This window comes from Tessaracoccus sp., assembly GCF_016714275.1.
Lineage (GTDB): Bacteria > Actinomycetota > Actinomycetes > Propionibacteriales > Propionibacteriaceae > Arachnia.
In genome coordinates this window covers 1,354,179-1,369,961 of the sequence record NZ_JADJNP010000001.1, presented here as the reverse complement: position 1 = coordinate 1,369,961, position 15,783 = coordinate 1,354,179, and the positions used below count along the sequence as shown (strand labels likewise).

6 protein-coding genes are annotated in these 15,783 nt (G+C 73.0%); 4 read left to right on the top strand and 2 right to left on the bottom strand.

Annotated elements, in window-relative coordinates; genetic code table 11:
- Nucleotide 1: 1 nt before the first annotated feature.
- Genes IPJ61_RS06325 through IPJ61_RS06315 form a run of 3 tightly spaced genes read left to right on the top strand, consistent with a single transcriptional unit; the run spans nucleotide 2 to nucleotide 2,895 of the window.
- A complete protein-coding gene (locus IPJ61_RS06325) occupies nucleotides 2-1,408 on the top strand; it encodes a cytochrome c biogenesis protein ResB (protein ID WP_297104253.1) in 1,407 nt (468 codons plus the stop codon).
- A complete protein-coding gene (gene ccsB, locus IPJ61_RS06320; RefSeq protein ID WP_297104251.1) occupies nucleotides 1,401-2,315 on the top strand; it encodes a c-type cytochrome biogenesis protein CcsB in 915 nt (304 codons plus the stop codon). The genes IPJ61_RS06325 and ccsB overlap by 8 nt, the downstream gene beginning before the upstream one ends.
- Nucleotides 2,308-2,895: a TlpA family protein disulfide reductase gene (locus IPJ61_RS06315; protein WP_297104248.1), complete on the top strand. Its 588-nt coding sequence runs from the start codon at nucleotides 2,308-2,310 to the stop codon at nucleotides 2,893-2,895. The genes ccsB and IPJ61_RS06315 overlap by 8 nt, the downstream gene beginning before the upstream one ends.
- A gap of 39 nt (nucleotides 2,896-2,934) precedes the next feature.
- Here IPJ61_RS06315 and IPJ61_RS06310 read toward each other — a convergent pair whose 3' ends face one another.
- Entirely contained in the window at nucleotides 2,935-4,947 is a 2,013-nt protein-coding gene (locus IPJ61_RS06310) for a SulP family inorganic anion transporter (RefSeq protein ID WP_297104245.1), read from the bottom strand.
- Nucleotides 4,948-5,005: 58 nt separating this feature from the next.
- Nucleotides 5,006-7,078: a hypothetical protein gene (locus IPJ61_RS06305; RefSeq protein WP_297104243.1), complete on the bottom strand. Its 2,073-nt coding sequence runs from the start codon at nucleotides 7,076-7,078 to the stop codon at nucleotides 5,006-5,008.
- A gap of 383 nt (nucleotides 7,079-7,461) precedes the next feature.
- On the opposite strand from IPJ61_RS06305, the gene IPJ61_RS06300 reads away from it, so the two are divergent.
- Nucleotides 7,462-15,783 carry a DUF6603 domain-containing protein gene (locus IPJ61_RS06300; RefSeq protein WP_297104241.1) on the top strand — a complete coding sequence of 2,774 codons (8,322 nt, stop codon included), beginning with the start codon at nucleotides 7,462-7,464 and terminating at the stop codon, nucleotides 15,781-15,783.

Here is a 15,783-nt window from a genome sequence, read left to right as displayed (position 1 = left end):
CATGCGTGAACTGTTCGGCTGGGTCTATCGCATCCTCTACTCGAAGATGCTGGGTGCCGTTGTCATCATCGCCATGGCGGTGCTCGCGCTGCTCGGCACGCTCATCTCGCAAGCGCCCGCCACCGCCGACGCCGCCGCGCACGCCGCGTGGCTCGAAACGGTCCGGCCCCGCTACGGCGGCTGGACGCCGGTGCTCGACTACCTGGGGCTGTTCCGGCTCTGGACCTCGCCGCTGTTCCTCGCCGTGACGGTCCTGTTGGCGCTGTCGATCATCGCCTGCACCGTGCACCGACTCCCGCAGCTGTGGGCGCGGGCCACCCGGCCGCGCGTGCACGTCACGGAGAAGTTCTTCGAGCGCGCCCAGTACCGCGCCGAACTGGAGTTGCCGCTCACCGTCGACGAGACCGCCGACCACGTCGGCTCCGTGCTCCGGGCGCAGCGCTACCGCATCCTGCCCGACGACGCGCTCACGGGCCAGCGCGGTTGGTACTCGGACCGGTTCCGGTGGGGGCCGTTCGGCACGGCCATCGCGCACGCCGCGATGGTGGTGATCCTGATGGCCTTCGGCGTCTCCGCGTTCACCGGCTTCGAGCAGAACCTCGACATCGCGGTGGGGGAGAGCGTCGACGTCGGCCACGGCACCGGGCTGACCGTCACCGTCGACTCTTTCAAGGACGCCTACGACGACATGGGCCGCCCGACCGACTACGTGAGTCACCTCGTCGTCGCGCGCGACGGCCAGGTGGTCGCCGAGCAGGAGGTGCGCGTCAACGCGCCGCTCCGGATCGACGGCACGGCCATCCACCAAGCCTCCTTCGGCATCGCGGCCGGCATCACCGTCGCCAAGGACGGCGCGCCGCTGTTCCAGGGGGCAGTGCCGCTGAAGTGGCAGAGCAACGACGGCCGTTACGCCATCGGGAAGATCCAGCCTGCGGGCACCGGGCTTGAGGTTCTGGTGGTCACCCCGGCCTCCGGTGCCACCGACGCCGCGATCGCGGCGGGCAGCGCCGTCTTCGAGGTCTACAACGTCGCGAGCGGCGAGAAGCTCGACGTCGTGCCGGCCGAACAGGGCGACGAGGTCGAGGCTGCCGGGCTCGCGCTGACCTTTGAGCGCGAGCTGCGCTACACCGGCCTGATCGCGCGCCAAGACCCGGGCGCGATGTGGATGTGGGTGGGCTCCACCCTGCTGGTGGTCGGCATGAGCATGACGTTCATGCTGCGGCACCGTCGGCTGTGGGTCAGGATCGCGCCCGTCGACGGCGGATCGCGGCTGCGGCTGGCCTCCGCGGAGAAGCTCGACACCACCTTCGAGCGGCACTTCCGCAGCCTGGTCGCGCGCATCGACGCCACCGCGCCCGAGGCCTCCCCAGACCCCTCCCCGGACGACAAGGAGCTGATCCATGCTTGAGCTTGCCGAATACCTGGTGACCGCCACCATCGTCACCGTGCTGCTTGCCCTGCTGTGCGGGATCGCGCTGGCCACGTCCAGCAAGCACAGGGCCGTCGCCCAGACCCGAAGCCGGGCGACGGTCAGCGTCGGCGGCGGCGAGCCCGCGCCCCTTGAGGCGCCCTTCTACGCCACCGTCGACGGCGCGCCTCCCCGCAGCAGCCTCGCCTGGTGGGCCACCGGCTTCCAGGTCGTCGCCCTCGTGCTGTTGACGACCTACATCGTCATTCGCATGAGCGTCACCGGGCACGGCCCGTTCTCCAACCAGCACGAGTTCGCCGTCGCCTTCGTGTGGGGCATCCTGCTCGTCAACCTGTTCTTCGAGATGCGCTATCGGATCAGGATGCTCTCGCTCGCGGTGCTCCCGGTGGCCGCGGTGCTGCTCGTGTACGCGCTCAGCCTCGACACCGGCGTGAAACCGCTGATCCCGGCGCTGCAGAACAACCTCCTGCTGACGCTGCACGTCGGCTTCGCGATCATCGCGTACGGTGCCGCGTGCGTCTCGTTCGGCGCTGCCGTGCTGTATCTGCTGCACCCCGCGCTGCCGAAGCGGCTCCCGCTGCCCCGGCAGGACGTGCTCGACGACGTGGGCTACCGCGCCGCCGTCGTCACCTTCCCGCTGTTGACGATCATGATCGTGCTCGGCTCGGTGTGGGCGAACACCGCCTGGGGCCGGTACTGGGGCTGGGACCCCAAGGAGACGGCGGCGCTGGTTACCTGGCTGGTCTACGGCGCGTTCCTGCACGTGCGCGTGGTGCGCGACTGGCGCGGCCGTCAGGCGGCCTGGATGCTGGTGATCGGCTTCGTCACGGTGCTGTTCGCGTACTTCGGCAACCACTTCTTCGGCGGCCTGCACGCTTATGCCTGACGCGCGAACGAAGCACCCCGCGAGCCCGGGTGCGCCGGGCCGTGGCCGGCTGCTGTCCGTGCTGAGCCTGGTCCTGGTGACGGCGCTGGTCGTCGGCGGGGTGTTCCTCGTCCAGGGGATGCCCGAGTCGGCGCCGGCCGCGGCGGTGAGCGCCGACGACGCCGCGCCGAAGGTGGGTGCCGCCGCGCCCGACTTCAAGGCCTTCGACATTGACGGCAACCCCGTGACGCTCTCCGACCTCAAGGGGCAGCCGGTATGGCTGCTGTTCCAGGCTACGTGGTGCTCGTCCTGCCGGGCGGAGCTGCCCGACGTCGAGGCGATGAGCGACCGCGTCGAGGTGGTATCTGTCTACCTGAAGGAGGACAGGGACACGGTCTCCGACTACGCCGAGCGCCTCGGCTTGACTATCCGCAGCACGCCTGACCCCATCGGCGAGATCTCGCTGAAGTATCTGACGACGTCTGTCCCCACACACTTCTTCATCGACGCCGACGGCGCGATCGCCTCGGTGGCAAAGGGCGCACTGTCCCTCGCCGAGATGGAGGAGCATCTCGCCAAGGTCGGCATCCCGACCGGTTGAGCTAGTGGACCAAACCGACATCCGGCCACAGGATGAGGCTCAGCGAGCGACGAAGACCCAGGCAGACTCGCCTGAGGTGAGCTCGACCCACTCGCGGCGGAAGAGGCGCTCGTTCACGGCGTCGACGGCGGCCAGCTCGGACTCGTTGACGGTGTACCGCTTGCCGGCGACGATGTCGTCGTCGGTGCCCTTGACGGCCACCGGTTGGGTTGTGATGCCGAGCACCTCGGTCTGGTCCGACGGCACCGCGACGAGCTGCAGCTTGTAGCCCGGCAGCGAGTCCAACTGTCCGACGAGGCGCCGGCCGTAGACGCGTCGGTGCACGTTGGTCTGGGTGAAGCTCCCGTAGCTGAACAACTGCGTGGTCTCGCCGGTCACGACGGCGTGGTCGGGGTTTCCGAGCAGCCGGCACATCAGGTCGATGGCCTCGGGGAGCTCGGCCGCATGGCGTCCCGGCTCGATGGCGCCGACAGCCTCCGCGATGCGGAGCTGGGGCTCGGTGAGGCCCTGCACGACCATCGGGATGTTGCGGTGGCTGAGCGCCTCGTTCGCCTCGCGCAGCGCCTCGGAGCCGGAGGCGTCGAGCACGCGCGTGCGGTGGGCGCGGACGATGACGCCCTTCACGTCGCCGACGCCGCTGACGGTGTCGATGAATCGCCGTGCGTCGCCGTAGAAGAGGGCGCCCTCGATCCGGTAGACGGCGACGGTGTCGTGCATGACGTGAGTGGGGAAGTCGACGAGCCCGGCCGGGGTCGAGACGGGGAGGTGCTCGCGCCGCACCGCGGACGTGGATGCCATGTGGCGGAGGCTGAGGATGGCGGCCATGGCGACGCCGAGGAGGACCGCGGTGATGAGGTCGAGCACGACGGTGGTGGCGAGGGTGACGGCGAACGTCATCCGGTCCGAGCGGGTGGTGCGCCAGATCCGTCGGGCCACGGCGACATTGATCATCCGCGCGGCCGTCATGATCAGCACGCCGGCGAGCGCGGACAGCGGGATCAGGGAGACGATGGGGCCTAGCGCGTAGATCACGACGACGAGGACGAGCGCATGCGTGACCGACGCGACTCGAGTGCGGCCTCCGACCCGCGCGTTGACGGCCGTGCGGGCGATGGCTCCCGTTGCGGGGAGTCCGCCGAAGAGGCCTGAGGCGATGTTGGCGAGGCCTTGGCCGAACAGCTCCCTGTCCGGGTTGGTGCGGGGCACATCAGGGACGAACCCGTCGGCGACGCGGGCGCTCAGCAGCGACTCCAGCGCCGCAAGCGCGGCCACGGCGATCGCCGGGGGAGTGAGCTGGGTGATCAGCTGCCACGACCAGTCGGGCACCGCGGGCGCCGGAAGCGACGCGGGCAGCTCGCCGATGCGCAGCACGGGGAGGCCCAGCAGCTCCGCCGCGAGCGTGGCGAGCACGATGGCGATCAGCGACGCGGGCAGCGCCTTCGCGAACCGCTGCAGGACCAGATGCACGACGACGACGCCGAGGACGACCGCGAGCGGGGCCGTCGCCGTCGCCCAGTCGGTGGCGAGCATCGTCTGCCAGCTGGACACCAGCGTCGACTCGGCCTCGCCCTTGGGGGTGTCGAGCGCGAGCGGCACCTGCTGCAGCGCGATGATGATGCCGATGCCGAACGTGAACCCCTCGACCACCGGCCAGGGGATGATGTCGACGGCGCGGCCCATGCCCGTGACCGCCATGACGACGACGAGCACGCCCGCGAGGATGGCGAGCAGCGGAACCTTGTCGACGCCGTAGTGGGCGACGACGGGCAGGAGCACCACCGTCATGGCCCCGGTGGGGCCGGAGACCTGAAGGTGTGAGCCGCCGAACACGGCGGCGACGAGCCCGGCGACGACCGCGGTCACGAGCCCCGCGGCGGCGCCCACGCCGGAGGCGACGCCGAACCCGAGCGCCAACGGCAGCGCCACGATGCCGACGGTGAGCCCCGCGAGGAGTTCCGTGGGCAGGCGCGCGGTCAGTCCGCGGTAGTCGTCGCGGGAGGGGACGAGCGCGCGGAGGGACGCGAGGGGGACCTCTACTCCTACGACCTGCACGGCGCGGACTCTACTCCCCGACGGGCCGTCGTAGCGAGGGCGTCGATGCCGCCGAGGGTCAGTCGTCCCACTGGGCGGCGATCCAGACCGCCTGCCGGGCGCCTCCCCACGTGATCTGCCCGTTGGCCACCGGACACCCGTGGCCGTCGCCGTACTGGTCGACGACGACGATTCCCGATGGCTTTCCGTTCACCACGGGCAGGTACCTCTGGAAGAGCGGCGAGTGGCCGTATTCCTCGATGTCGCCGACCCTGCTGCGCTCCACCCGATAGTCCGTCGTCAGGTTCCAGAACTGGAGCATCGTCCCCGGAGTCAGCGCGGTCAGCATGTCGTCCACGTTGGCCGTGAGGTCGGCGGCGGTGGGATGCGGGGCCGCGTGCGGCGGGCGCGTCAGGAACCCCGACGACAGCCCGACGGCGACGATCGCCCCCGGCGCCCCGGTACCCACGAACTCGTTCGAGAAGTTCCGCTTGGTGCCGTTGCCCTTGAGCACGCCCTCGATGGTCTGCCACAGCGCGTAGAACATCTCGCCGCCGGTGTAGACCTTCGTGCGGGCGAGGCTCCCGGTGCCGTCGATGTCCTGGGCCGGGACGTCGTCGGGGAAGAAGGCGATCCAGACGTTCTCGAGATCCCGGGCGCGTCCGGGTGGAGCCGACGGCGGAGGGTTCGCGTTCAGAAGTATCCGGGAGGCGACCTTCAGCGCCTTCCGCACGCGCTCCGGCGCGGCGGGGTCGGCCGGCCACGCGGCCGCCATCAGGTCGCGGGTCACGGGGGCGGTCTTCGCGCGCTCGTGGGCGAGTCTGCCGCCGGTGACGCGATGGTCGACGAACGCCCGCGTCGCCCGCCGCAGCGACATGTAGGTGCACCGCGCGCCCTCCGGCGCGGGGAAGACGGGGTCGGCGAGGATCTCCTCGCGCAGCGGCCGGCGCAGGATCACGTGGGTCGGCTTCGCCGTCGAGAGGACGACGGGCGTCGTCCTGCTCTTCACCCGCCACGCGTCCGGGGTCGCACCGTCGAGGAAGGTCGTCGGCAGCGGCGTGAAACCCGTCAGGGACAGCGACGGGGTCGCGGGAGGCGTCCCGGATCCCGGGTCCTGGGGCACGAAGACCACCCCGTGCGCGGGGAGCCCCAGCGTCATCGTCGGCGCCGTCGAGATGTCGACGACGGCGCTGCGGGGCGGGAAGAGGACCGAGAAGTTGGGGACGTCCTGCCACGTGCGGGTGACCCGGAACGGGAAGTAGCGCCGCGCCGCGGGCCAGGAGGCCAGGCACGCGTCGGGCACCGCGGAGCCGACGGCGGCGTCGATCATGTGCGGCCGCAGCGTCCGGTAGACCTCCCGGGCGGGGAGCGGGGCGTTGCGCGGGTGCCGGGGATCGGCGGCGGCGATCCCCGGGGCCAGGGCGTCGAGTGCCGAGTCCGGGCCGTCCTGGGGCGACTGCGCGCGGGCGACGACGATCCTGAGGCTCACGTCCCCGCCCGGGGCCATCACGACGGTGGGCATCGGGTGGGCGATCACGTCGTCGTCCGCCGCGACCGTGCCGAGGCGCAGCACCGGTGCGTGCGAGCCCTGGAGGAACCGGGAGACCGCGTGCCTCGGCCAGGCGGCGTTCGCGGGCCGCACGACCGTGCCCGCGCCCTTGACCGTGTCCTTCCTCAGCCTCGTCGGCAGCGTGGTGAGGAGGAAGTCCTGGGACAGCTGGACGGGGGAGTAGAACGCGACGTTGGGCTGAACCCCGAGGGCCGAGGTGTGGTCCTTCAGCGCGGCGTCGACGGCGGCGTCCGTGACCGTGACCCGCAGCGTGCCCCGCGTCCGCCAGGTGGCGTAGCCGGCGGGGGTCAGCTGGGTCGCCGCGGGCTCGGGCAGGGTGCCGGGTGCGGCGGGGTCGGCGACGAAGGTGAGGGCGCCCGGGAAGAGGGGGCGCAGCTGCGGCGGACCCGCCAGGGGATCGAGGACGGTGAACGAGACGTCCATCGACGCGGGGCCGTCGAGCGGGCCCTCGCTCACCCGAAGGCTCCCCGGCGCCACCCGCGCGGCGTCCGCGGCCGACAGGAAGAACCTGAGGAACGCCCGCGGCGCCCAGGCGGGGGTCAGCGTCAGACCCAGTGCTGCCAGGATGTCTTCGACGGCCACGATAACCCCTTCGTCTTCTGTGGATTCTCCTCCACCTCCGCCGCGTTGGCTAGGAGCCCGCTGAACAATCATTCCTCGGCTGCGGCGCACCAGATCGGGCGATCTACGATCCCCATGTCTTGACGAGTATGTCCAGGCATGTGTCTCCCCATCCCTCGTCGCGAGGGATGGGGAGGCACGCCCTGGAGCCCGGGAACGAGGAAGAGTGCCCTTTCGGAGACACTTGGCCGCGAACCCTTGCCGCCCCGATCGGCCGCTGGTTACGCTGACCGTGCGTCGCGCCAGTACCGATAAGACGCCGTCACGAAGTCGACCTTTCCCGTGACACCACGCCGGTGGTCGAGCCGAAGACCATGCGTCCAGCGCCGGAGCCGGGGGGTGCGATGACTCTTACCGTCGGGGTCGACCCGCAGACAGCCGGCCTGCTCACCGCCATCGGCGTGCTCGACGACGACGGGCAGCTCGTCTCGACCTGGTTCGAGGACCCGCTCTCCGCGATCCGCAGGATCCTGTCGAATCCCGTGCAGCGCGCCGCGCTGCTCCGCCTGCTCGACGAGCTGCTGCCCACGGATCCGGGCCTGGACGGCTGGTACCCGCTGCTCGACACCGACGCGGGCAACCTGTACCTGACCGTTGAGGACGACGTCGTCGGCGTGGCCGCCGCCCTGTCCAGCGGCGTCCTCGGCGACGGCGTCGGCCGGGTCCGGGGCACCGTGCGGCTGCCGCTGGTCAGCGTGGCCGACGAGCTGGAGGCGATCGCCGTCACCGCCGACGGTCCGCTGCGCGTCGGCGTGGAGGTCGGTTTCACCGACCCGGCCATCCCGATGACGAGGATCGGGGCCGCGGTCGGCGTCTACGCCGACGACGCCGCCCCCCTCGGCGTCCAGGCGAGCGTCCGGGTCACGGTCGACGACTTCAACCTGGGCGCGGGCGACCCCGTCGACCTCGTGATCGACTCGGCCACCGTCGGCGCGGACCTCCTGCAGGCTCTGCGGCTGTTGCTGGGCGAGGTCCTCGACCTCCTGGTCGCCGAGGCCGGCGGCAATCAGCAGCTCGCGCGCCTGAGCGAGCACCTGTTCGCGCTGTTCGGCCTCGACGACGCCTCCGGCGTCCCGCCGCTGCCGCTGGAGGAGCTGTTCGGCCGCCCGGAGGCGGCGCTGGACTGGCTGGTCGACATCGTCGACAGCCCCGACACCCTGATGGCGTGGGCGACCCACCTGGCGGGCCTCGTCGGCGACGACCTCGCCGTCGGCGGGACCGGCGCGGAGGGCGATCCGTTCCGCGCCCGCCTGCTGGACTCCGACGCCGTCGACCTGTTCCTCGTGCTGGAGGCGACGGCCGACCGCCACCTCCTGATCGGGATCGACGTCCGCGTCGACGCCGGGCCGGTCGCGCTCTCGGCGGCCGCCACCGTGCTGCGCATCCCGCTGCCGCCGCCCGGCGGCGCGCCCGCCGACCCCTCCGCGCCGGTCCGGTTCGCGCAACTGGTGCCCGAGGTGAGCGTCGGCCTCGTCGCGCCGACCGCGGGCCGCCTCGTCGACGACGCCCCCACCCTGCAGGTCGGGAGCGTCGAGGCGGGCTTCCGCCTGGCGCACGGGGCGCTGACGCCCCGGCTGGAGATCCGCGGCGTCGTGCTCGACGGCGACGACCACGGCACCGTCGACCTCACCGACGCCGACGCGGTCATCGGCATGGCCGGCGACGCGGCGCTCGGCATCCTGGAGGACGCCCTCGGCGACAGCCCGGTGGCGCGCGCGCTGTTGACGCTCGTAGGGCTGCGTCGCCCCGACTCGGATCCCGCCACGCCCCACCTGCTGGACCCGGTCGCGCTGGGCCGCGGCCCGACGGCGGCCCTGGGCGCGCTCCACCGGGAGATCCTGGCCGACCCCGCGCATCCGTGGTCGCACCTGCTCGCGCAGGTGGCGCTGCTCGTCGGGCTCACGCCCGCCGTCGAGGGGGGCGGCACCGCCGACGACCCCTGGGCCACGCCGATCGCCACGGAGGGTCCCCTCAGCCTCGCGCTCGCCGCGTGGAACGCGCGCGCGGACGACGACCCGGCCGGCCTGCAGCGCCTCCGTCTCGGCCTCCTCGCCCAGGCCACCCAAGGCGCCTTCGACGGCCGGCTCCTGATCGAGCTCCTGGCGATCGACCTCCCCGCCTCCGGACAGGGCGCCGTCGCGCTCGTCGGGCGCTCGGAGCTGCGCCTCCGGGTCACCCCCGATGGAGAGCTAGACCTCTCCGGGCTGACGCTCGAGGCCGGGTCGCTCACCGCGCTGGCCGGTTGGCGACCGGGCGAGGCGCCGACCTGGCAGATGGGGGTGACGGGCGTCACCGTCACCGTCGACGGCGCTGCTCTCGGGCCGTACGAGGTCGCCCTGCCAGGCAGCCTCGATGACCTCGGACTCGGCGACGACGCCGTCCGCCTGGTGGGGCAGCTCCTCAGCTCCGGGCTGCGCTCGTGGGCCGGCGAGCCCGCCTACACCCTGGCGGCGCTCCTCGGCCTGCACCGCGACCTGCCCGGCCTGCCCGCCGACTGGCCACTGCTCGGCGACCTCTTTGCCGGGGCCGACCAGCTCCAGCGCCTGCTCGACGACCCGCCGGCCGCCCTCCGCGCGCACCTGCAGCGGCTCGTCACCGGGGTCGCCGCCGACGGGACCGCGTTCGTCACCGAGGCCCTGCGGCTGCTCGGCGACCTCCTGCCCACGGGCATCCACCTCGGCGGCGTCGACATCGGCGGCCTGTCGCTTGCAGGTGTCCCCGTGCTGCGGGAGGTCACCGGCACCGGAACCTATGACGATCCCTGGGCCCTCCCGCTCAGGGACGAGGCGGCCGACCCGTCCGAGGGTGTCGCCGGTGTCGACGTCCTCGCCTGGCTGGAACCCGCGGGGCCCGGGTCCGTCTCGCGGGTGGAGGCGCTGCTCCGCGGCCGCGCGCGCGACGCGCTGGCGCTGGGGCTCGACGAGCTGGCCGAGTGGCTGGCCGAGGGCGACGGGCTGGTCCCGCTGTCCTCGCAGCTGCCGGACGGCTGGGACCACGGCACGACGGTGGCTGTGCCGCACGGCCTGCTGCCGAGGGACCCCGCGGTGATCGGCCAGGTCGTGACCAGGCTGGCGGGCGGGACGGGCCCTGTTCTCCTGGTCGCGGCGCCGTTCGCCGACCACACCGTCTGGGACGAGCTGGTCCGCGCCCTCACCGGGGCCGCGCCTGGCCCGGGGAGGCACTTCGACCTGCGCGCCCTGCCCAACCCCTCCGAGGTCGACCTGACGCGGATCGTCGAGTCGTCCGGCGTCTACACCGCCGACCTGACCCCCGACCACGCGGTGGCCGAGCTCGACCAGCTGCGGGCGGTCGCCGAGCGCATCCGCGCTCTCACCGGGCAGGCGCCGAGGGTGGTGGCGCACTCCACCGCCGGGGTCGTCGCGCGGCGGTTGGCGGCGGCGCACCCGGGGGCGGTGGCGGGACTGGTGACGCTCGGCGCCCCGCACGCCGGCTCGGACCTGCTGCCGCTCCTGGACACGACGACGGCCGACGCGGTGCGCGTGGCGGCCGCCGTCCTGGGCGTCGACACGACCCTCGGCGGCGCCGTCGGGTGGCTGAACGGGCTCCTCGACGGAGGGGGCGGACCAGGCGGCGGCCCCGTCAGGCCCGGCTGGTTCGCCGGCCAGGGCAGGGAGCTCGTCGACACGGTGCCGCGGCTCGCCATCGGCTCGCAGCTGACCGGAGACCTGGCCGCGCTGCTCACCGGCGCCCCGGCGGACCCGGCAGGCGACCCGCCGACGCACCTGGCCTTCGGGGCCCGGCTCGGCCTGACCACTCCCGAGTCCGACGCGCCCGAGGACGAGGAGCGCGGCATCGCGCTCGCCGTCGACGCGCGGATCGACCTCGCCCGGCTGCGGCTCGTCCCAGACGCGATCGAGCCGGCCCGACCGGCGATGGCCCTCAGCCTCGGCACCACGACGCTCCGCCCCGACGGCTGGCTCGTCGGCGACGGCGCGCTGTCCGACGGCCCCCTCGGCGTGCGTGTGCGCAGGCTCCAGGCGGGCGTCAGGGTCACGCCCGAGTCGGGGGTCACCCCTTGGCTGCGGCTGGTGGACGCCGCCGTCGACGCCTCCCCGCTGCGCGACGCGATCTCGCTGGGGGAGGCCGAGCTCCGCGCCGCGCTCGACGCAGTCCTCGACGAGCTCCGCGCGGCCGCGGCCAGCCCGCCGGTCGATGCCGTGCTGCGCCTCCTCGCTGCGGCGGGCGCCACCGTCGAGACCAGCGAGGGGCCCCGCGCGTCGATCGAGGGCATCCTGGCGCTGGCCACCACGCCGACCCGGACGCTCACCGACCGCCGCGCCGCGCTCCTGGCCGTGCTGCGCGACATCGTCGGCGACTCGGAGCTGCTCGACCTCGACACCGGCGCGCTCGACGTCTCGATCGGCGTCGGTCCCGTGGTCTTCCACCTCGCCGCCGCCGGCGGGCTCACCGTGACGGCCGCGCCCGCCCTCACGACCACGCTCGTCCTGGTCCCCTTCGACTCGGATGCCCTGCGCGCGCGACTGGAGCAGCTGATCCCCGACCTCGCCGTCTCCGCCGTGGTCTCCGCGGTCCTCGGCGAGTACGCGCCGAGCCTCACGATCGGCCCGATCAGCGGTTTGGTCCGCGACCCCGTCGGCTGGCTGCGTGATGCCGGCGGGCTGGCCACGCCCGACGGGCTGCTCGACGGCGCCCGCATCAACGACCTGCTGCGCTCGATCGGCGACGCGCTCGACCTGGACGCCACCCAGGGCCTCGCCCTGCCCGGCGGGTTCCTCCTCGCCACCTCCGGCTCTGCGCCGCTGCACCTGCAGCTCTCGGGCGGCTTCGGCGACGACGTCGTGGGCGCCACCGTGGCCCTCGGGCTCGACCTGCTCCGGACCGGGCCGCTGCCGACGGACGTGCGCGCCACGCCGTCGGGCGCGATCACCCTCACCGTCGACCTGCCGGGCGACTGGGGCGCCATCGGCATCGCGTTCGGCGTCGACGCCGCCGGCGTCCGGCTGCTGGTCACCCCCGAGAACGCGGGCGAGATCCAGCTGTTGCCCACGGTCTCCGGCCTGGGCGAGGTGCTCGGCGCCGCGGCCACGGCGCTCGTCCCCAGGGTGCTGCAGGAGATCGCCGACGCGCTGTCGGCCAACGCCACGCACCCGGTGCTCGACGTCGCGCTAGACGTGGCCGAGGCGCTGGGCATCTACGACCCGGCGGCGGGCGGCTTCGTCGGCACCGCGCAGTCCGAGCGGCTGCGCCACATGCTCGACCCCGGCTGGCTGGAGGCCCAGGTCACGGACCCGGCGCTCCTCGTCGGCCACATCCGGCGGCTCTTCCCCGACGGGGCCACGCCGGGCGTCGTCGCGCTCCCGCCCGGCCACCGCGTCCTGCGCGTGGCCGACCGGCTGCGCTGGGAGATGGACCTGCTCGGGGGCGGCGAGCTCGGCGCCGAGCTGGGCTGGGGCGCCACCGGCGCGCCGCAGGTGCTCGTCACGCTGGCGGACCTCGACGCCGGCCCCGTCACCATCGGCGAGGCGCGGCTCGGCCATCTCGACGGGATCGAGGGCCTCGTCCGTGCGCGCGTCGACGTCGGCGAGCCGCTGGAGTGGTTCGCGCCCGAGGTGGAGTTCGCCCTGGCGGGCGATCGCGTGGCGCTGCGCATCCTCCCGCTGGGAGCCGACGCCGCCGATGACGTCCGGGTCGTGATGGTGCCCGTGCCCGACCTCACGCTCACGCCGGAGGGCGGCCTGCTGCTGACCTCGTCGTGGCTCCTGCCGCTTGTCACCCGCTACGTCGTCCCCGAGCTCGAGGCGCTGCTGACGCAGCCGCTCTGGGAGGACGGCCCGAGCGCGCAGCGCATCCTGCACGGCGCCGCCGTCGTGACCAGCGTCGACGGCCCGGTGCGCATCGCGGCCCCGTTCCCCGCGCCCGCCGTCATGGGGTTGGGGGCCCTCAAGGCGGCGCTCTCCGGGGTGAGCATCGAGCTCGCCGAGGGCCTCGAGCTCGGGTTCGCCGAGGACGCGGGCCGCCTCGGCATCCGGCTGCGGGGCGAGGTGAACCTCCCCGGCGAGGTCTCGGTCGGGCTCCTCTTCGGCGCGCACGACTGGATAGGCGAGGGCCGCGGCATCACGGCGTGGGTGATCGGCCCCTCCGACGATCCGGCGCTCCCCGTCGCCCCGGCCCCCGGCCTCGACGTGACGGGACTGGGCCTGCGGATCTCCGGCGCCGACGACGCCCACCCGCTGTTCGGCGGGGACGACGGCGTCGTGCAGTTGGGCGGCATCGCCGCCATGTTCTTCGGCAGCTTCGACTTCTGGGACCCGGCCGCCCACCGGCCGCGGTTCGCCGTCGACAGCCTGGGCGGCGCCGTCGAGCTGAGGAACGCCGCCGTCCGCGTCGACGGCGGCGACGGCGACTCGTTCGTCGCGAAGCTGATCCCGACCGAGCTCGGCGCGGGCTTCACCATGGCCGTCGCCTACCGCGACGACCGGCTCGAGGTCCACGGCGGCCCCGGAAACCTCGACAACGGCATCGAGCTCACCTTCCCGCTCAACCTGAACATCTTCGACGTCGTCCTGCTGCGCGAGCTGTACCTCGCCGCGGTGTTCGGGCAGTGGACCGACGTGACCGCGGCCCTCTCCGGCAACGCCGAGCTGGGCCCGATCGCCGTCACGGTCGACCGAGTCGGGCTGCGCGTGCGGATCTCGAGCTCCGGCGCCGTGCTGTCGTTCAAGCCGCCGGACGGTGCGGGCTTCTCGTTGGACGCCTCCAGCATCCGGCTGGGCGGTTTCCTGCTGGTCGACGAGGCCCGCGGCCGCTACGTCGGGGCCCTCGAGATCGCGGTGCTCGAGAAGTTCGCGCTCACCGCGATCGGCATCGTGACCACGAAGAACGCCGACGGGTCGCCCGGCTTCTCGCTGCTGATGCTGATCACCGTCTCCCTCCCGGTGCCCATCCCGCTCGGCTACGGCTTCTTCTTCGCGGGCGCGGGTGGCCTGCTCGGCCTCAACCGCGGGATGGACGTGGACCGCATCCGCGACGGCCTCCGCACGGGCACGGCCGACTCCATCCTGTTCCCCACCGACATCGTCAACCGCATCGACGTCATCATCCGCGACCTCGAGGAGTCGTTCCCGGTCCAGGAGGGGCACTTCCTGATCGCGCCCATGGCCATGATCACGTGGATGAACCCGGCGCTGGTCACGCTCAAGATCGGGATCATCCTCGAGATCGCGCCCCAGGCATCCGTCGCGCTGCTTGGCGTCCTGCGGCTGGCGCTGCCCACGCCCGACGAGGCCGTCGTCGACCTCAAGGTGGCGTTCATCGGCGGCATCGACGTCCGGGCGGGCCTGTTGTACTTCGACGCCTCGATCTACGACTCGTTCATCGGCTACGGCGACTTCAAGCTCAGCCTCGAGGGCGACATCGCCGTGCGCTTCTGCTGGGGCGCGAAGCCGGATCTCGTCATCTCGGTGGGTGGCTTCCACCCCGCCTACTCGCCGGCCTCGCACCTCAGGCTCCCCGCGATGCGCCGACTCACGCTGTCGCTGCTCAAGGACAACCCTCGCCTCACGCTCAAGCTGTATTTCGCCATCACGAGCAACACCATCCAGTTCGGCGCCCGGCTGGAGTTCTTCGTCGGCGTCGACGGCTTCTCGATCAGCGGCGACCTCGGCTTCGACGTGCTCGTCCAGTTCGTGCCGTTCCTCATCGACGCCAGCATGTGGGGCAGGCTCGCCGTGACGGCGGGCGGCTGCGACATCTGCTCGATCGACCTCCGCCTGCGGCTGCGCGGCCCGACGCCCTGGTACGCGCACGGCACCGCCAGCATCCGCATCCTGTTCTTCTCGATCAGCATCGAGGTGGAGGCCACGTTCGGCGACGCCCACGAGGCCAGCATCCCCGCCGAGCCGGTCCTGCCCCGGCTGCTCGATCAGTTCCGCGACCCGACGAACTGGAGCGCCGAGGTGAGCTCCTCGTCGTCGGCGGGTGTGGCGCTGCTCCCGCCGCCGAGCGGCGCGCTGGTCGTCGACGCCGCGGGCCTGCTGTCGGTGCGGCAGAACCTGGTGCCGCTGGAGACGGACATCGGCTTGGTGGGCAAGACGCCGCCGAGCGACGTGCGGCGCGTCGCCATCACGGGGTTCTCGCTCGGCGCCTCGACGCCGGTGCCCGTCGCGTTCGACGACGTCACCGCCCCCTTCTCGCCGTCGACGTTCGCGGGCGCAGGAAGCACCGACCCCGACCTGCTGAAGGCCCCGGCGTTCGAGGAGCGGCCCAACGGCGCGCAGGCGACCTCCGGGCAGTCGCTCGCGGCAGACTTCGTGCTGCACCACCCGCAGACCTACCAGATGATCGTCATCGACGACCCGGACCCCGATGCCCCGACGCCGCCCCCGGTGCAGGCGAACCCGCACCTGAACTTCTCGCAGCTGGTGGCGGGCGGCGCGATCGCCGCGTCCGTGCCGTCGAGGGCGCAGGCCAAGCTGGCCGAGCGCGGCCTGGTCAGGCAGGCCGCCGTCGCCGAGCCGCTGTTCGCGGTCACGGCCGCGGACTCGCTCGTGCCGCTGGGCGTCGACGGACTGCCCGCGACGTCGGCCATGCTGCTCAGCCGCACCGACGCCGAGCAGAGGCTCGCGGCGCTCCCCGCCGACGGGCGCCACTTCCAGATCGTCCCGGGGGTGCAGGTTGTCCTTTGA